The organism is Candidatus Saccharibacteria bacterium (assembly GCA_016191105.1).
Lineage (GTDB): Bacteria > Patescibacteriota > Saccharimonadia > CAILAD01 > BJGX01 > JACPPH01.
In genome coordinates this window covers 117,380-133,729 of record JACPPH010000004.1, presented here as the reverse complement: position 1 = coordinate 133,729, position 16,350 = coordinate 117,380, and the positions used below count along the sequence as shown (strand labels likewise).

General features: G+C 47.9%; 18 protein-coding genes and 1 tRNA gene. 2 read left to right on the top strand and 17 right to left on the bottom strand.

Features of this window, described 5'->3' with window-relative positions:
• Nucleotides 1-104: 104 nt before the first annotated feature.
• A complete protein-coding gene (locus tag HYX70_02540; GenBank protein ID MBI2798161.1) occupies nucleotides 105-668 on the bottom strand; it encodes a PH domain-containing protein in 564 nt (187 codons plus the stop codon).
• A gap of 104 nt (nucleotides 669-772) precedes the next feature.
• The gene (locus HYX70_02535; protein MBI2798160.1) at nucleotides 773-1,060 is read right to left on the bottom strand and encodes a hypothetical protein; all 288 of its coding nucleotides are present in this window, start codon (nucleotides 1,058-1,060) and stop codon (nucleotides 773-775) included.
• A 273-nt stretch (nucleotides 1,061-1,333) separates the two neighbouring features.
• Here HYX70_02535 and HYX70_02530 point away from each other — a divergent pair.
• Nucleotides 1,334-1,408 (top strand) — tRNA-Arg (locus tag HYX70_02530).
• Between the two features lie 2 nt (nucleotides 1,409-1,410).
• Here the strand turns inward: HYX70_02530 and HYX70_02525 are convergent.
• The 5 genes from HYX70_02525 to mnmG all read right to left on the bottom strand — a co-directional run bounded on the left by HYX70_02525 (nucleotide 1,411) and on the right by mnmG (nucleotide 6,413).
• A complete protein-coding gene (locus tag HYX70_02525; protein ID MBI2798159.1) occupies nucleotides 1,411-1,989 on the bottom strand; it encodes a CYTH domain-containing protein in 579 nt (192 codons plus the stop codon).
• Complete coding sequence (locus HYX70_02520) at nucleotides 1,976-2,605, bottom strand: nucleoside-diphosphate kinase (protein ID MBI2798158.1); 630 nt, start codon at nucleotides 2,603-2,605, stop codon at nucleotides 1,976-1,978. Before HYX70_02520 ends, HYX70_02525 begins: the two co-directional genes overlap by 14 nt.
• A gap of 1 nt (nucleotide 2,606) precedes the next feature.
• A complete protein-coding gene (locus tag HYX70_02515) occupies nucleotides 2,607-3,881 on the bottom strand; it encodes an insulinase family protein (GenBank protein MBI2798157.1) in 1,275 nt (424 codons plus the stop codon).
• Complete coding sequence (locus HYX70_02510) at nucleotides 3,865-4,494, bottom strand: DedA family protein (protein MBI2798156.1); 630 nt, start codon at nucleotides 4,492-4,494, stop codon at nucleotides 3,865-3,867. The genes HYX70_02515 and HYX70_02510 overlap by 17 nt, the downstream gene beginning before the upstream one ends.
• An 80-nt stretch (nucleotides 4,495-4,574) precedes the next feature.
• Nucleotides 4,575-6,413 (bottom strand): tRNA uridine-5-carboxymethylaminomethyl(34) synthesis enzyme MnmG, encoded by a 1,839-nt coding sequence (gene mnmG, locus HYX70_02505; GenBank protein MBI2798155.1) that lies wholly within the window; start codon nucleotides 6,411-6,413, stop codon nucleotides 4,575-4,577.
• An 81-nt stretch (nucleotides 6,414-6,494) separates the two neighbouring features.
• Here mnmG and HYX70_02500 point away from each other — a divergent pair, with 81 nt between their 5' ends.
• Nucleotides 6,495-7,406, top strand: coding sequence for a tyrosine-type recombinase/integrase (locus HYX70_02500; protein MBI2798154.1), 912 nt, complete (start codon nucleotides 6,495-6,497; stop codon nucleotides 7,404-7,406).
• On the opposite strand, the gene HYX70_02495 is transcribed toward HYX70_02500, so the two are convergent.
• From HYX70_02495 to HYX70_02450, 10 genes are all read right to left on the bottom strand, one after another.
• Nucleotides 7,407-8,546, bottom strand: a complete 1,140-nt coding sequence (locus HYX70_02495) for a hypothetical protein (protein ID MBI2798153.1) — start codon at nucleotides 8,544-8,546, stop codon at nucleotides 7,407-7,409.
• 15 nt (nucleotides 8,547-8,561) lie between these two features.
• Nucleotides 8,562-9,200, bottom strand: a complete 639-nt coding sequence (locus tag HYX70_02490; GenBank protein MBI2798152.1) for a type II secretion system protein — start codon at nucleotides 9,198-9,200, stop codon at nucleotides 8,562-8,564.
• Nucleotides 9,197-9,763 (bottom strand): hypothetical protein, encoded by a 567-nt coding sequence (locus HYX70_02485; GenBank protein ID MBI2798151.1) that lies wholly within the window; start codon nucleotides 9,761-9,763, stop codon nucleotides 9,197-9,199. Before HYX70_02485 ends, HYX70_02490 begins: the two co-directional genes overlap by 4 nt.
• A complete protein-coding gene (locus HYX70_02480) occupies nucleotides 9,760-10,518 on the bottom strand; it encodes a prepilin-type N-terminal cleavage/methylation domain-containing protein (protein MBI2798150.1) in 759 nt (252 codons plus the stop codon). Before HYX70_02480 ends, HYX70_02485 begins: the two co-directional genes overlap by 4 nt.
• A 30-nt stretch (nucleotides 10,519-10,548) precedes the next feature.
• Entirely contained in the window at nucleotides 10,549-11,325 is a 777-nt protein-coding gene (locus tag HYX70_02475; GenBank protein MBI2798149.1) for a prepilin peptidase, read from the bottom strand.
• Nucleotides 11,326-11,405: 80 nt separating this feature from the next.
• Complete coding sequence (locus HYX70_02470) at nucleotides 11,406-11,831, bottom strand: type II secretion system protein (protein MBI2798148.1); 426 nt, start codon at nucleotides 11,829-11,831, stop codon at nucleotides 11,406-11,408.
• A gap of 112 nt (nucleotides 11,832-11,943) precedes the next feature.
• Complete coding sequence (locus HYX70_02465) at nucleotides 11,944-13,194, bottom strand: type II secretion system F family protein (GenBank protein ID MBI2798147.1); 1,251 nt, start codon at nucleotides 13,192-13,194, stop codon at nucleotides 11,944-11,946.
• 16 nt (nucleotides 13,195-13,210) lie between these two features.
• Nucleotides 13,211-14,281: a type IV pilus twitching motility protein PilT gene (locus tag HYX70_02460; GenBank protein ID MBI2798146.1), complete on the bottom strand. Its 1,071-nt coding sequence runs from the start codon at nucleotides 14,279-14,281 to the stop codon at nucleotides 13,211-13,213.
• A 15-nt stretch (nucleotides 14,282-14,296) separates the two neighbouring features.
• On the bottom strand, nucleotides 14,297-16,090 hold the full coding sequence (locus HYX70_02455; GenBank protein MBI2798145.1) for a type II/IV secretion system protein: 1,794 nt from the start codon (nucleotides 16,088-16,090) through the stop codon (nucleotides 14,297-14,299).
• Nucleotides 16,091-16,105: 15 nt separating this feature from the next.
• Nucleotides 16,106-16,345, bottom strand: coding sequence for a hypothetical protein (locus tag HYX70_02450; protein MBI2798144.1), 240 nt, complete (start codon nucleotides 16,343-16,345; stop codon nucleotides 16,106-16,108).
• Nucleotides 16,346-16,350: the final 5 nt, after the last annotated feature.

The window sequence follows — 16,350 nt, the reverse complement described above, 5'->3', positions numbered from 1 at the left end:
TCGCACTAGAGATCATTTCATTAAATGTTTCTTAGGCGGGATCTTAGCAGAGTTTCAGGCCAGAAGAAGCCATCCAGAACTGTTTCGTGACCCATTTACACTACTTAAAAGTATAGCTGTTCCGGTTTAGTGGACAGAACCTGGTTGCCGTGGTGCACATGAGCCAACACAGCTTGCTGAAAATCAGCCGGGTGATGCACATATTTGAGCTTGAGCCCGCCAGCACCCGATAGGGTCGCAACCTCAACCTCGCCAAAGCCAAACATGGCCGCCTGCATGCCGGTAACCTCGTAGTTTACATTTTGAATATTAGTTAAAGCTAATTCCTTGACCTTGCGGTTAAAGAACCCACGCTGGGTTACTACCATGAGTCGTTTGTTGGTTAGCAAATAAATGCTATAGTAATAACCCACCCAAGCTCGCAGCCAGTAAAAAGCCAAGGCTAGCACACCAAATAGTAGCCAACCGTCGGCCAGACCCTGCCAGCTATACTCGTTGGCGGTAGCAATCGCCCAGGGGATCATGCCGACTAAGATTATGAGTAGGCCAAATATTAACTGCTTGCGCAATACTATTGGAAATCGTCGAGTCATTAGCTCTACTACCTCACCTTCTTGTTGGCCAGCAAATTGTCGTTTCTGAGCGCGGTCGCGTTTGGTTTCTGCCATAGTTCTTATATTCTACCAAAAAGTGGGTATAAAGCCGAAACCCGCCTTCTCTACCCCCTTTTTGGAGGGTGAAAAGACGGGGTTTCGGAGGTGAGCTTGGGCGTTCAGGCGTCTGGAGTGTTGCCCAGACATCCACCCGGATCGTCGCCGGTTCGATCGTGGTTGAACCTGATTCCGTCCACGAGAATGGTGAAGTTGTCGTCGGGGTGACCAGGACCGAAGGAACGCTCGGCGATCACCAGACTGTTGTACTTGATGAACCCTGGGTTCTCGCCGGCCTCGATGAACCGGTCGTGGATTGTCTTGGCGATCCTGTTCTGGCAGCCGGTGTCGCCGTTGTCGGCCTTGTGGTACAAGCCGGGGTGGACAGGAAACCGTGTTCGTCCTTTCATTGGAACCGTGTAGGTCCACCAGATCTCTCTGGGGCTGGAACTCTTCTTGGCACTGCCCCTCCTGGGGCGAGTCTCCATAGGGAACATTAGCCCATCTCCGATGGTGCGTACAAAAGCAAGCGACTTGCCTGCTTAGGGACTTCACACTATACGACTACAGGCTTATGTTGTCAACAGATAAGCTCGCAGGTTATAATTAATTCTGCTTTCTGTGCTCTTGTAGTTAACGACCATTCAATAAGAGAATGAAATTCTAGTTGTTGAATCGAACAAGCCCTCGTAGTTCAAGGGATAGAACAATTCCCTCCTAAGGAGTAGATCCTCGTTCGAATCGAGGCGAGGGCGCCAGTCTAAATATACCCGGCTACCTTATAGTCACCGCGCTCGAGTTTATCTAAGATTTTATCCTCAAGTTTTTTGATATCTGCAATGGTCATAAGTTCTACGCCCAACTCCTTGGCAACAGATCTAATTTCTTCTTCGGCTTTGGCTACATCGGCCTGTTCGCTCACAACTTTTTCTAACTCTATATGGTGACCCCAGCCCTCACTCCACTTGAGAGCAATCTCCAACCCCTTGTATTCGTAATTAAAGCGCTTTTGTTCGTCGTAAATTACCCTATTTATGCCAAGCAAGCTTTTGAACATTGGCACAGCTGTGTCGATGTCTTTGGGGTCGATAACAATTTCTAGTTCTTCGAAATCGATGCCTTGAAGTATGGTTTTGAGCTTATGGGCGATGCGCATACTACCTTTGTCTTTGTCGTGCACCATCTTAAAGGCTTTACCAGAGTCGTAAAAGTAATAACTAGCCTGGTCTTGCTCACTTAAGAGTTTTCCCTGCTCCTCGAGATGTTTTTTAATGCGAGCGTGTTCGGTCTCGCTTAGCTGAGCTCTGAACTCAACTTCGATTTGCCTACTTTTTGTCATGCCAATTCTTACTGTATAACACGTCTTCTGCGGCCGTCTTGTATTCGAATAGCTCGGACTTGCTAAACCAGTTGGCAATCTCTACCTTGGCGTTTTCTGGACTATCGCTGGCATGAATTATATTCTTAATGGCCCAGTCGCCAGAATCGGCTAACTCATAACTTTCTAAGGAATAATCGAAGCCAATCGTGCCGACATCGGCCAACTGAGGACTAGTGGCACCGCGCATTTTGCGCACCACCTCGATTACATGTGGACCCTCCAGAACCAGGGCAACAAGCGGGCCGACCAATAAGGATTCAATTAACCTACGGCGAGTATTCAAGCCCAGGTCGCGTGGTTTCATGGGTGGTTTCAAGCCTTTCTCTATATACCCATCATAAGTGCGCTGGCCAGAACCAGTTAGCCAGTCTTCACTATCAGTATAGTGCTTTTCAGCCTGTTTGCGGGTTGGCAAAACCAGCTTCATAGCAGCAATGCGAAAGCCCTTGCGCTCAAAACGCTGCAATATTTCGCCCACTAAGTGTCTGGCAACTGCATCGGGCTTAATCAAGACCATGGATTTTTCTTTCCTTAGCTCATTTAGTCTCTTTGGATTTGGTGGGATAGTCTTCATATTACTCCTTTATTATCGCTTCAAACTGTGACACTTCGGCCTCGTTATGCGGGCCTATCATGGCCAGGCGAATGCCATCAGCAGCTAAGTACTTGTTAGCCGCGTCTTGCACGTCAGCTTGAGTAACGTGATCTATTTTAGCCAAAATGTCTTCTAAACTCCAGGTTCGATTAGACACAATGAGCTGGCCGCCCAACATATCAGCCACAGCCGCATTACTCTCTAGACCCATAATGAGTCGGCCACGCATCTGTTGTTTAACTTTGTTGAGCTCCACAGCGTCGACCTTATGAGTTTGAATTTTGTGCAGTTCTTGCTTAATTGCCTTTAGAGTCGCGGTTGTATTCTCTGGACTTACACCAGCATAGATCTCAAAATCACCAGTATCCAAAAAGGTATCCACGCCCATGGCTATGCTGTAGGCCAAGCCCATTTGCTCACGCACGCTCAAGTGCAGCCGGCTACTTGGCCCGCCACCCAGGATAGTACCGAGTACGCGCATGGCCGGTTCATCACCAGCCGCCAATGAGGGGCCGCGACCCGTAACCACTAAGTGAGTTTGATTGGTATCTTGTTGCACTACGTTGCTAAAGCTACTAGATAAATCACCTAGCTTATGACTGTAGCTGCGGGTGGCTTTGGTTTTAAGGCTGCCCAAGAGTTTCTGTATGGTAGCCAAAACCTTAGCTTCGCTAATATTACCAGCTACCGATACCACCAAATTATCGGCCGTATAGAGCGCGGCAAAGTAGTCCAAAATGGTTTGCCGACCCATTGAACTAATTGATTGTTCATCTCCCAATACATTGCTACACAAGGCATTTTGCGGCCACAACAGACCGCCAATAAGATCATATATATGCCGGGCTGGGTCGTCACGATAGACTTTCATTTCTTCAATCACCACCAATCGTTCCCGATCAATTTCGGCCTGATCAAACAACGGGTCGGTTAAAATATCGCTCAAGATCTCAGCTGCCAGCTCAAAGTGCTCTTTGGGCAGCTTAATGTAATAGCTGGTATGGTCGCTGCTGGTGTAGGCATTCATATAGCCACCCACGCCGTCGATTTCTTCGGCAATAATCTTGGCCGATGGACGCTTGGTGGTGCCCTTAAACAACAGGTGTTCTATAAAATGCGCGGCGCCGTGTTCTTGAGTGTGATCCTCATACCTACCGCCAGCACCAATAAAGAAGTTAACCGCCACGCTGCCCGAGTCGGGCATGGACTGAGTAACGACTCTAACGCCATTTGAGAGCTTATTTATGTTGTGCATTACTAGCCTTTCTAGCTGACAGTTTACGATAGATGTAATAGGCCACAATAGCCACAATCCCGATGATTATAAGATAGTCGACATAGCGAAGATAGCTATAGTACCTGCGCCAACTGTCACCCAACCCGTAGCCAAGCAAAACAAAGACCGAAGTCCAAATTAGCGACCCCCAAAAACTATCCCACACAAACCGTTTTAGTGGCATCCGAAATGTGCCGGCCACAAACCCAGCATAGGTACGAATTACCGGAATAAGACGAGATACAAAGACAGCCTTGGCGCCACGCTTTTTGAACCAGCCGTTGGCCTTGTCGTAGTCGTGAGCTGAAATCAGCACGTATTTGCCATATCGCTTAACCAGTGGCTCGCCGCCATAGCGACCTATCAAGTAGGCCAAATAGGTGCCAAGTGTTTGGGCTGCTACGCCCACAACAATCACCACAATCAGGTTGAAATAGCCGGTTTTGGCCAAGTTACCAGCCAGTGCCAGCGTAGCCTCGGACGGTATGGGTATACCGCTGTTATCTAAAATCAAAACCACAAACACGCCGAAGTAACCAATGCTGTTAATTAGGTTAAGTGCAAATTCTAATAAGCTGGCTGTTAAATTCAAACGAGTTCCTTGAAGAGTTACGGTCTTACACTTAGTTTAGCACGCCCGTGTGGCCTTGAGAATTAGCGCATCGCATTGGCTCAATGCTGTCGGTGAGCCATAACCATTACAATACTTAGGTCGGCCGGGGTTACCCCTTGGATCAACGAAGCTTGGGCTAGTGATGTAGGTTGCACCTCCGCTAATCGGGCTTTGGCCTCATTGCGTAAGCCCTTGATGCTAGAATAATCCAGTTTTGGCAACTTAAAGGCTTGCTGAGCTTGCAATTTTGTAGCTTCGCGCCGCTGTTTATCGAAGTACCCTTGGTATTTAACTTCAACTTCGACATTATAGGCAATCGCATCGGCTACACTAACTCCAAATTGGCTCATAGTTTCTGCCAATGTGATCTGGGGCCGACGCAAATATTCATAGGCGCTTATAGTTTTGCCGCCAGCCTTTCGCTTGGCCTTTTTGAGCCCTAATATGGCCAGTTCTATCTGGACCTGTCTAACTTTTACGGCATCGAAGCGGTTTTTGCTAATTAGACCTAGCTCATAGCCCTTTTGGCTCAAGCGGGCATCGGCGTTGTCGTTGCGTAGTAATAGCCGGTACTCAGCACGGCTGGTAAACATTCTGTAGGGCTCAACATGCACCTTGGTAACCAAATCTTCGATTAACACTCCAATGTAAGCCTCAGCCCGGTCGAGTATAAATTCGGGTTTGTTTTGCAGCCTTAGAGCAGCATTTATGCCAGCTATCAGGCCTTGAGCGGCAGCCTCCTCATAGCCAGTGGTGCCGTTCATTTGGCCAGCCAAGTAAAGTCCGTTACAAACCTTGGTTTCGAGCGTGTTCTTAAGCTGGTGGGGCAAAAAGAAATCGTAGCGTACGGCGTAACCATAGCTTAGGAATTCCGCCCTCTCTAACCCCTTTATAGTACGGAAGATTCTTTCTTGCCATCCGGAGCTAAAGGCCGTACTACAACCTTGCAAGTACATGCGCTGGCCACATTTTGGATCGCTTGGTCGACCCTCTGGCTCGATAAATATTGGGTGGCGCTGTTTGTGGGGAAAGTTTTTAACTTTTAGATCGAGGCTGGGACAGCTACGCGGTCCGGTTTCGGTAATCAAACCCGATACATTGCCTGATTCGGCAAAATTGTCGAGAATCAGTTGGTGAGTTTCGGGGTTGGTGTAGGTCAGATAACAAGTTTCTTGCTGGCCCATTGGCATAAGTTCACGCTCGGGAGTCGAAAAACTGATTTTACCCGGGCTACCAGGTGCCAGCGCTAATTTGGAATAGTCTATGCTGTTACGATGAATGCGCGGCGGCGTGCCGGTTTTGAGCCGGCCGTGCTTGAGTCCGAGCGCTATTAGCGAATCGGTTAAGCCGACCGATGAGTCTTCGTCCATACGGCCGCCTTTTTTGACTACTTTATCGCCCAAGATAATCTCGCCGTTTAAAAAGGTGCCGCCACAGATAACTACCGAGCTGGCCTTAATAGGTCCGTTTTGGCTTGTCACCACCGCCTGGATCTTAGCACCTTTAGATTCTACAGCCTTAACTTCATCTTCAAGCAAATTAAGGTTTAGAGCCGACTCTAGCTCGGCTAGCATGTTCTGGTTATAAAGAGTCTTGTCGAGCTGGGCGCGGTAAGCCCGTACGGCGGGGCCTTTGCTGGTGTTGAGCTCTTTAATTTGAATGGCGCTAGCATCGACCACTTTTGCCATTATGCCCCCCAGCGCATCTATCTCACGCACCAAGTGCCCTTTGCCTGGACCGCCAACTGATGGGTTGCAGGGTAGGGTTGCAACCTTATTAAGGTCTTTAGACACCAAAAGTGTTCGGGCGCCTAGTTTGGCCGCGGCAATGGCAGCCTCACAGCCAGCATGGCCAGCCCCAACCACCACAACATCGTATTCTTGTTTTATTTTGCTCATGATTAGCCCTCGATTATACCTGGAAACCCAGCTTGCTTCAATAGACTTGCATGTCTGGACTTTTAAGCTTACGCTAAAGCTATGTTCTCGCAGTATATGAGTGATTTCTTGGACTATCTCGAGGTTGAGCGTGGTCGGAGTCTCAAAACCATCGAAAACTATTCGCTTTACCTCAATCGGTTTTTAGAATTTACCAACGACCTAAAAGTTAGCAAAATCAGCGTTGACACCGTAAGTAAGTGGCGCCAATGGCTCAACCGCTATAAAGGTGAAGATGGCCGAGGTATCTCTCGGGTTACCCAAAATTATCATCTGATTGCCCTGCGTTCGTTTCTAAAGTACTTGGCCAGACGCGATATCAACAGCCTGCCGGCCGACAAAATTGAGTTAGCTCAGGCCAAACGCCCCCAGGTTAGCTTTTTGAACGAAGAAGAGATTGGTAGATTGCTAGAAACGATTGATACTACTGAGCTCACCGGTCTGCGCGATCGGGCGATTATAGAGCTACTATTCTCCACCGGACTGCGCGTATCGGAGCTGGTTGGCTTAAACCGCAAAGATGTTCACTTAGGCCGCGGCGAGTTCTCGGTGCGAGGCAAGGGTCAAAAGGATAGGCCAGTTTATGTCAGTCAAACCGCCAACAAAGCCATTAAAACTTACCTAGAGGCTCGAAAAGACGGATTTGAGCCGCTATTCATTCACTATTCAGGCAGTAAATCCGAGCTCGAGAGCGGTGAATACACTAGGCTCAGTGTGCGCAGTGTGCAGCGCTTGGTGGAGCGCTACGCCAAGCAAGCCGGCATCACCAAGCACGTTACGCCCCACACATTACGACACAGCTTTGCAACTGATTTATTGAGCAATGGCGCCGATCTGCGTAGCGTACAGAGCCTGCTGGGCCATGCCAATATTGCTACCACGCAGGTCTATACCCACGTAACCGATCCTCAGTTGCGCAAAACCCACCAACAGTTTCACTCCGGCAACAAATAGCTACTCTGACCCGCCACAGTTGTTAGTACCAATTGAGTCATTATTATCATCAACGGCCAAATTCTTACAGATCTTACCATTGGTAAGCAAAACACTATCTATTGCGGCGCTGTTACCAATCGGTTTGGTAGCAGTTAGGCGGCGATAAACGTTGCCAGCCTGAGCTGTGACATCGATTGTGGCTTGATCGCTCTGAACCTTAACTTTGCCACCAGAATCGGTAAAGAACTGAACCATAACATCGGTGTTGGCATAACGAGGCTCGATTTTTAGAATAATGTTGTATGTGGCAGCATCGGCGCCAATCACCCTCGATAAGTTAAGCTTTTCACCATCACTGCTTTTTAAGCTGCAACGATACGGCGATGTGACTCCATTGTCACAGATTGAGCCAATAATGTAGTCGGGGTTGGCCGCTGAAAACCTTGGGCGCAAGGTTGATTTGTCGAATTGATCAGGCAGCACCAGCGTAGAAACAGTCTTCACCTGGCTTAAACTTGGCACCGTGCCATTGTTGTCAACTCGTGGCCAATACACAATAGTTAGCTCCAGCGCAGCCGCAAAGTTGTAGGCATCGCTGGGTATGTAAAACTGCTTATTCTGAAACGGCGGCCTAGGGTTGTATGCCGCCGGCGCCTTGACTGTCGAGATGTCCCACTGAATATCTAGCTTGGTAGGGTTTGCGCCAGCTGGCTGAAAAGCATTGATCTGTAGACTACTATCCTGGCCAATTGGCGCCTTTACAACCTCGGTAGTTCTGGCAACTGTGCGGCAGACTATAGTAATGTTGCTACCCAAATCCAATGGCGGCCTAATTAGATTGTCGATGTTGGTACCTAGAGGCAAGTTGCTGGCACCGGTGCCGTCACAGTTTGGATATTCTTCGTTTGGTGCGTCGACCAGCTTCTGGGCGGCATCACGAATTGCCGATTGGGCAGCTTGTAAGGCACGGTTACTTAGATCTGTAGTTGAGGCCTGTTGTTGTTCGCGAATAGCAATAATAGTTAACCCCGAAACCATTACAATAAAGATCAGCGATAAGGCCACCACCACCAATAGAGATGTAACGCCGCGCTGCTTCGAAAGTTCTTTGAGACTAAATTTTGGTTTGCTAATCAATCTTTTTCTCTTAATGGTCATGCTAATTGTATCATATTACTTAAGCCCGTTCTGAGCCTGTACGGCCGTGGTCATAGTTGCTGTAGAGCAAAAAGTGGCAGCTGGCTGGCATCCCTTTACTTCTCCTGTTATAGGATCTTTGCTGTCGAGCACATTTAGCATGGTGAGGTTAATAACTACACCACCCACCTTGTTGTAGGGCGGTTGGGCCGGGGCACTAACCGAGCCACGGGTTATGTTAAATGTTAGCTTGCTTATTTTTTCGTTGGCTGGTGATATATAGATATCTGGTTTGCTCGGGTAGTCTAGAAAGTTCACCTTGCAGCCACTTGTGGCATAGTCACCTCGCTCAATTATTCTATGGGCTGCTGGATCCAATAAATACAGCGTAGATTTGGGCGAGCCCCCTGTGTTGGTGACAACACAGATAGAGTCAGGGCCAACGCCGCCAGTTGTGCTAATTACATTATTAGAAATCCTGCGCGTTAGATCATCTAGAGTTTGTCGAGCCGCAGCCTGATTGGCCTGCGTGTAGCGCGACCAGGTGTAAAAGCGCATTAGGGCAATAAATGTCTGCATGGCCAGCGTTACCATTATGCCAATTAGTACAGTTGCAAATATCAATTCAACCAAAGTAAAGCCACGATTATTGGTTTTTTGGCTGGGCTTGCTCATTGGCTTCTGGTTACCACCACAACGTTTTTTACACTACTTTGCACACCACTGGTGTCGGTCCAACTAACGGTAATCGTGGCCTGCATAGCGTTGGCATTAGCGCAGCTGGGCAAAACGGTTTGAGCTATGCCCTGTATACACTTAGCTTTTATCTCAACCTTATCGCCAGCCGGTGGAGCGGGCAGTGAATTCAAGGCTTTATTTATGCTAGTTGACCAGCAGGGCGAGAGATCGCCCGACTGAACCTTCCAATTAGTGGTTGCACCACTTGTGGTAGCCATGCAAAAGGGCTGCTCGCTCCCTGAGCTAAGTACTGTGCCCAAAAAACTTGGCGTGCCTTGGTTATCATCCCAAGGCAACGATGCTCTATACATCTTTAAGCCCTCAGCTTGGTACTGAGCGGTCTCCAATGCCTGGGTTCGCTGCAAGGCCGAAACAGCTGTTTTGTGAGCACTAATTATGCCAGTAAACGCTAGGCCAATTAACGCGCCCAATATGGCAAATGCAAACAGCACTTCTATAAGGGTATCGCCTTTTGACGTTTTTAAATTCAGCTTGGTCATAGCTTTGTAGTTGTGATTTCGTTGCCGCCAGCTAGGTTAATATCGATGTTATATTTGTATTGCGAAGACGCCGGGGTTCCGCCTTGCTTTTGGTAAATCGGCAATCGTAGTACACCCTGGCGGTCAGCAGTATAGTTATTTAGATTTGCGGCTTTACTAGGATTAAACCCTTGGGCTTGGCCGGTGCTAAAGAAAGACATTCTGCCAGAGCCGGTTTCGATTACTATCATCGGATTAGCCTGACTGGCCCCCATAAACAAAGAAGGGTCGCAAAACTTGCTGCTACCAGGTTGCTTGTAGCCTAGGTAAAACTGGTTGTTACAGCCGCTTTTGGTGGCTAATTGAAAAAGTAAATTCTCTGTAACAGGTATATCTGTCGAGGACTCGTAAGGACTTATTTGATTGGTAGGCTGATTGGAAATAGTACTAAATCCGCGCTTGAGCCTATAAATGTGCATACAGGAGTTACCGCCGTTACTTGAGCAGCGGGCATCAAATTCAATGGCCTGGCCAAACAAAGTTTCACCAGCCGTTAATGCCGGGCTATCAGATGGGGGGCCACTGCCCTTTTGAGCCTCGTTTCGAATTTTATTGATCTGAGCTACGATTTGATTGACTTCGTCGTCTACAGCCACCCCTCGGCGTTGGCCAAAAGTTGCAAAAGCAATGGTAATTAATAGCGCCGAGATGGCCAAAACCATCACAACCTCGATCAAACTCATACCGGAGCATTTTGTTTTACTCGTAAGCTTCATTACCCGATAATTATACCACTTATGCTCTGATTATATGAGCTGTAAGTACCAGTTGGCAATCTGCTGGCCCCAAAACAAGCCTATGTACAGCCCAACAATCAGAAACGGACCCAGAGCAATTACACTGCCCCGCTTGGCTCGGCCACTTACTAGCAAATACATGCCTATAGCCGAACCTATCAAATAACCGGCAAAAACGCCGATTAGTAATTGCGGTAAGCTAAGCATTAAGCCAATAATAGCCGCTAGGCGAATATCGCCATCGCCTATCCACTTGCCTTTTGAGAACAGCCACACCAAGAAGTAAATACCAGCAAACACGGCAGCATCTACCAGCCGCCAAACTGCAACCTGATCAACTTTTATGGTTAAAAAGAACACATATATAAGCGCAAAACTTAGCGCTGGCAACATAAACCGATCGGGCAGTATCATGTAGCGCAGATCGTACACAAATGCCGCCGCCATAAAGACTGTTACCAGTAGCCATAGCAATAACTCATACCAGCCGACTTCGGTAGTAGGCCTAAAATACAGCCACAAAGACGCAAACAAGATACCCGTGGCTGCCTCGACCAGCGGATATTGAGCTGAAATTAGTTTATGGCAATATCGGCACTTGGCCTTGAGCAAGAGGTAGCTCAAAACTGGTATATTATCGTACCAAGCAATCTGTTTGTGGCAGTGTGGGCACTCAGAACGGCCCTTAACAATGCTTTTGTGCTCGTGAGTTCGGTACAACCAGGCATTTACAAAACTGCCCAAAACGAGCCCTAGCAAGCCAAATAGAATAATGTAAGTTAGCATATGCTTATTATGTATAAATCGCTGTATAAGAGCAATCTAAAAAGACCCTTCCGGGTCTTTTTAGCGTAACCATCGTGTTACTATGTCTGAACACAAGCTGCCCCACCGTTTTCTTGATATACAGATACGGCAAATCCAGCCTGGCCAGCAGCGAGCGCCTGGATGGCACCATTTGCTCCGCAGGTGCCTGGCCCGACAACCATTAGCCTGGATGAGCTGGCTGCGCCAGTTCCAAATGCTGCATTATAGGCAGTGTTCCCCGGTCCTGTTGTAGGCGCCTTGTAAGTGCCAATAAAATCCGTGCTGGTCGGGTTATTACCACTATTGTTGCCTGCATACTGCTGAGCTGCTGCTAGTACGCGACCCGCATCGGCCTTGCGCTGGTTATCACGTTGTGCCCGGTTAGCGCCAGCAACTGCTAAGAATACGATAACTAAAATCAAAGCGGCGATAGCTAGCACAATCACGATTTCGATCAATGTAAAACCTTTTTTGGCTTTTGTCATTTTGTTTGCACCTCCTTTCGAATGTATTTTGTTGGCAAATCAATCACGTGATTTGATCTGCAAACTTAATTGTGAAGCATAAGCATAATGACGTCAAGAACCCGTAAACGTACTATTGCTGAACTGTTGGAGCTCCGGCAGATGGGTTAAGGTTAATGCCGCCACCTACTAAGCTATAAACCGGGTAAAGAATGGCCACTATTATAACGCCCACCAATAGGCCGAGTATGATCATCATAACTGGCTCAATAGTTGTCGACAGGTTTTTCACCGTCTGATCCACTTCGTCTTCATAAAAGCTGGCGACCTTGTCGAGCATAGCCCCCAAGGTACCAGATTGCTCGCCCACCTTGATCATCTGTGGCACCAGCTTAAGAAAATGCTCTTTGTCCATAAGAGCCGAACTTAAAGCCTTACCACTTCTAACTTTTAGGGTTGCCTCATCGATCTCGGCCTTTAGAATTACATTGTTCACAGCCTCAGAGGAAATATTAAGCGCTTCGAGTATGGGCACACCGCTGTTAACCAAACTGGCCATAGTGCGAGCAAAGCGGGCCATATAAACCTTTTTGAACAGACCGCCAAAGACTGGAGCATTGAGCTTAAATCTGTCCCAGTTACGGCGTCCTTGTGGGGTTCTAAAGTAGGCTCGCAAGCCAAATACTATCGCAATAAGTACTATTAAGGTTAGCCACCAGTAACGCACCAAAAATTCTGATGTCGCAAAGGTGATCTTGGTTAATATGGGTAGGTCTTTGCCCAGGTCTTTGTACAAACTGGCTATCTGTGGCAAAACCGATACCAACATAAATACCAGTACAACTACAATTACAGCTAGTACCAACGCAGGGTAAATTAGAGCCCCGCGAACCTTCGATATTATCTGCTGCTCTTTTTCTTGCTGATCGGCCAGGCGCTCTAGGGCGTCGTCGAGCGTGCCCGACTCTTCGCCAGCATGCACCAGGCTTACGTAAACATGGTTAAAAGTCTCGGGGTGCTGGGCAAATGAATTGGCTAAGCTAGTACCGCCCTCCACCGAGGCAGCGATCTTCTCGAGCATGGCATGAAAGGTTTTGTTGGTAATTTGCTCGATTGCAGTATTGAGAGCCTGAGTGATCGGCAAGCCGGCCTTAACCAAAGTCGCCAGCTGCCGGGTAAAAATAACCCTATCTTTGCCACTTACACCGCTGCCAATTTTGATTTCTTTGCTAAAACCACCCTCTGCGGCCGGCTCAATTTTGATCGGGTAAAGACCTTTCTTGCCCAGTATATCGGCTGCCGCCAGCTCATTATCGGCCTGGATTTTACCCCTCATAACCTTATCGGTCGACTTATCTTTGGCCGTGTATATGTAATCTACCACCGCTTTGGTTCCCTAGCTACTTTCTCATTAGCCGTTCAAATTCTTGAGCGTCGAAGGCGTAGTTGCGAGCTTCCTCGTAGCTAATTTTACCCTCGTGAATAAGCCCTACAAGCGTTTTGTCCATAGATTGCATGCCGTACTCGGCGCCGGTCTGGATTACGGCGTCGAGCTGGTGAGTTTTGGCCTCGCGAACTATGTTGCGCACCGCCGGCGTAACCACCAAGACTTCGGCGGCGGCAATTCGACCGCCACCTATCATAGGTATAAGGCGCTGGCTAACTATGCCCTGAAGAACGCTTGAAAGTTGAATCCGAATTTGCTGTTGCTGGTGGGGCGGAAACACATCGATCATACGATCAATTGACTGAGCGGCGCCGTTGGTGTGCAAGGTTGCTAGCACCAGGTGCCCAGTCTCGGCCACCGTAATCGCGGTGGCGATTGTTTCTAGATCACGCATTTCACCAATTAACACCACATCGGGATCTTCGCGCAAGGCTGAGCGCAAAGCTGCACCAAAACTATCGGTATCAAAGTGAACCTCACGCTGAACCACAATTGAGCTCTTGTGGTGATGCTGATACTCAATTGGGTCTTCGATGGTTATAATGTGCTGACGCTGGTTGGCGTTAATCATGTCAATCATGGCCGCTTGGGTAGTCGACTTGCCAGATCCAGTCGGGCCGGTTGAAAGCACCAAGCCACGCGGGAGTTTGGTAAAATCAGACAGCACCTTGGGTAAACCGAGTTCGGCCAAAGTACGAATCTTGGTAGGTATTAGACGCAGCGCTGCTGCTAAAAACCCTTTTTCATGAAAAGCATTTACGCGAAACCGAGCAACATCGCCATAAGCAAATGAAAAATCTAACTCTTTCTCCTGAACTATTGTGTTCTTCTGTTGTTCGTCGACCAGTGAATAAACCAAAGCCTCGACATCTTTTTCGGTGAGATTCGGGGTATCAGCAATCGGCTTTAGAGCCCCATCGATACGCAGCACTGGTGGTAAACCAACTTGCAAGTGTATATCTGAGCCATTACGGCGTATAACTTCATCTAAGAGTGGCTCGATTTTTATGGTTTTGGTCTCCATAATCTCCTTTTTGATTTAATGGTCAGTTGCGACCCTGGCAACTTCTTCTAGTGTTGTAGCACCGCTTAGAGCTTTTAGTAAGCCATCTTGCTGCATGGTTACCATGCCGTCTTTGACCGCCTGTTTTTGAATTTCAACTGTGGTGGCCCGATTTAGCAAGAGGTGTTCAATGCTCTGATTAATTTCAAAAACCTCATAAATGCCAGTGCGGCCTTTGTAGCCGTCTTGGCATTCGGTACAGCCTTCGCCCTTGTATAAAGTATAAGCGGTTTGACTGTGCATTGGCAAATGCTCATAGCCCAGGTCGCCGGCTAATTTAAGCTGTTGAGCCTGATCTTGTGGCAAAAGCGGCCCTAGTATCTTGTTTATCAGCTGTACGGCTGCTGGCGAGGCTTGATAGGCCTTGCGGCATTTGTTGCAGATCTTTCGCACCAAGCGCTGGCCAATTACCGTATTAACTGTCGACGCTATCAAATATGGCTCTATGCCCATATCCAGAAGCCTTGGCAAAACACCGGCGGCTGAGTTGGTGTGCAATGTAGACAGCACCAGGTGACCCGTTAGAGCCGATTGTACAGCCAAGTCGGCTGTTTCGTGGTCACGAATTTCACCTACCATAATTACGTTTGGATCTTGGCGCAAAATTGAACGCAGACCATTAGCAAAAGTTAGCCCGACGGCATTGTTAACCTGCATTTGGTTAACCCCAGCTACATGGTATTCAACTGGGTCTTCGAGCGTTACAATGTTAATTTTTTCTGATTTGATCTCCTGGATTACAGCATATAGTGTGGTCGACTTGCCAGATCCGGTCGGGCCAGTTGAGAGTATCATGCCGTGCGGGCGCTCAATACCCCGTTTAATCATCCTAAAAGACCGACCCTTAAAGCCCAGACCCTCTAGTTTTAGCAGTGAATCGGTCTTATCGAGCAAGCGAATAACTACCTGCTCGCCAAAACTAATCGGCGCAATCGCAATACGCATATCAACTTCTTTGCCGCCTTTACGAAATTCGGCCTGGCCATCTTGGGGTATGCGATGCTCATCGATTTTTAAATTGGACAATATTTTTATTCGCGATATGAGAGCTGGTTCGGTCGATTTGGGCAGACTCATAACTTCGCGCAAAATCCCATCTATACGAAAGCGGATCTTTAAATCTTTTTCGCGTGGTTCAATGTGAATATCTGAAGCATGAGCATTTATAGCGTATTCCAATATTGTATTAAGCGCCCTGGTAATGGGTGCGTCTTGCACGATTGTTGCTAGTTTCTTGGAGTCTTTGGCATCGAACTTCTTGGCGGCCTCATTTTGCAGGTTGGCCTCTGGCCCTGGCTCATTACCAAGAGCCTCCGACACCTCCTGTCCCAAGTCACTCGTGTAGCGCCTAATCCAGCTTTCTATTTGCGGTTTGGTGGCCATATAGGCGCTCACCGGGTAGCCGGTTTTACGCGATATAAAATCTATGGTCTGCAAGTTTTCGGGATCAACCATGGCAACATCTAGCTTGCCGTCTTTTAGCCCAAAGGCTACCACGGCATTAGCCTCGGCCGAATCGCGTGGTATCAGAGCCAATACATTATCGGGTATAGATATCTTGGATAGATCTACATAGGGAATGCCAGAAGCCTGGGCCACCAACATGGTGGCCTGCTCATCAGTAAGTAGCCTTAATTCCACTAGCCGCTGAATCAAGCCTTTACCAGATTTTGCAGCATCCAGCTTTATTTGATCAAGCCGGTCCCGGGTAACATATTTGCCAGCCGTAACCAGCTCTTCTATCTTGCGTTCTGTCTCGTTCGAGAGCATATGTTTTTTAGACCCCTATTGGATTAACGGCTGATTACTCGAACCTTTTGGTGTCAAATCTTGAGTGAAGTCAGTGGTATCTTTTTTGAGGGTATTTAACTGCCCCTGATTAAATGTCGGCTCTACCGGGTGTGGAACCTCAACCATAACACCGCTGTTCTTGGGTGGCGGCACAATGTAGCGATACAACAAAGCCAGGGCAATAATGAATATAACTACTGCAATTATTAGTGTAATTATGTCTTTTTTCTTCATACCTT

Excerpts from the sequence above, each read along its gene's own strand:
- HYX70_02540 (MBI2798161.1), bottom strand. The coding sequence starts at position 668 with ATGGCAGAAACCAAACGCGACCGCGCTCAGAAACGACAATTTGCTGGC.
- HYX70_02535 (MBI2798160.1), bottom strand. The coding sequence starts at position 1,060 with ATGAAAGGACGAACACGGTTTCCTGTCCACCCCGGCTTGTACCACAAG.
- HYX70_02525 (MBI2798159.1), bottom strand. The coding sequence starts at position 1,989 with ATGACAAAAAGTAGGCAAATCGAAGTTGAGTTCAGAGCTCAGCTAAGC.
- HYX70_02520 (MBI2798158.1), bottom strand. The coding sequence starts at position 2,605 with ATGAAGACTATCCCACCAAATCCAAAGAGACTAAATGAGCTAAGGAAA.
- HYX70_02515 (MBI2798157.1), bottom strand. The coding sequence starts at position 3,881 with ATGCACAACATAAATAAGCTCTCAAATGGCGTTAGAGTCGTTACTCAG.
- mnmG (MBI2798155.1), bottom strand. The coding sequence starts at position 6,413 with ATGAGCAAAATAAAACAAGAATACGATGTTGTGGTGGTTGGGGCTGGC.
- HYX70_02500 (MBI2798154.1), top strand. The coding sequence starts at position 6,495 with ATGTTCTCGCAGTATATGAGTGATTTCTTGGACTATCTCGAGGTTGAG.
- HYX70_02495 (MBI2798153.1), bottom strand. The coding sequence starts at position 8,546 with ATGACCATTAAGAGAAAAAGATTGATTAGCAAACCAAAATTTAGTCTC.
- HYX70_02490 (MBI2798152.1), bottom strand. The coding sequence starts at position 9,200 with ATGAGCAAGCCCAGCCAAAAAACCAATAATCGTGGCTTTACTTTGGTT.
- HYX70_02485 (MBI2798151.1), bottom strand. The coding sequence starts at position 9,763 with ATGACCAAGCTGAATTTAAAAACGTCAAAAGGCGATACCCTTATAGAA.
- HYX70_02480 (MBI2798150.1), bottom strand. The coding sequence starts at position 10,518 with ATGAAGCTTACGAGTAAAACAAAATGCTCCGGTATGAGTTTGATCGAG.
- HYX70_02475 (MBI2798149.1), bottom strand. The coding sequence starts at position 11,325 with ATGCTAACTTACATTATTCTATTTGGCTTGCTAGGGCTCGTTTTGGGC.
- HYX70_02470 (MBI2798148.1), bottom strand. The coding sequence starts at position 11,831 with ATGACAAAAGCCAAAAAAGGTTTTACATTGATCGAAATCGTGATTGTG.
- HYX70_02460 (MBI2798146.1), bottom strand. The coding sequence starts at position 14,281 with ATGGAGACCAAAACCATAAAAATCGAGCCACTCTTAGATGAAGTTATA.
- HYX70_02455 (MBI2798145.1), bottom strand. The coding sequence starts at position 16,090 with ATGCTCTCGAACGAGACAGAACGCAAGATAGAAGAGCTGGTTACGGCT.
- HYX70_02450 (MBI2798144.1), bottom strand. The coding sequence starts at position 16,345 with ATGAAGAAAAAAGACATAATTACACTAATAATTGCAGTAGTTATATTC.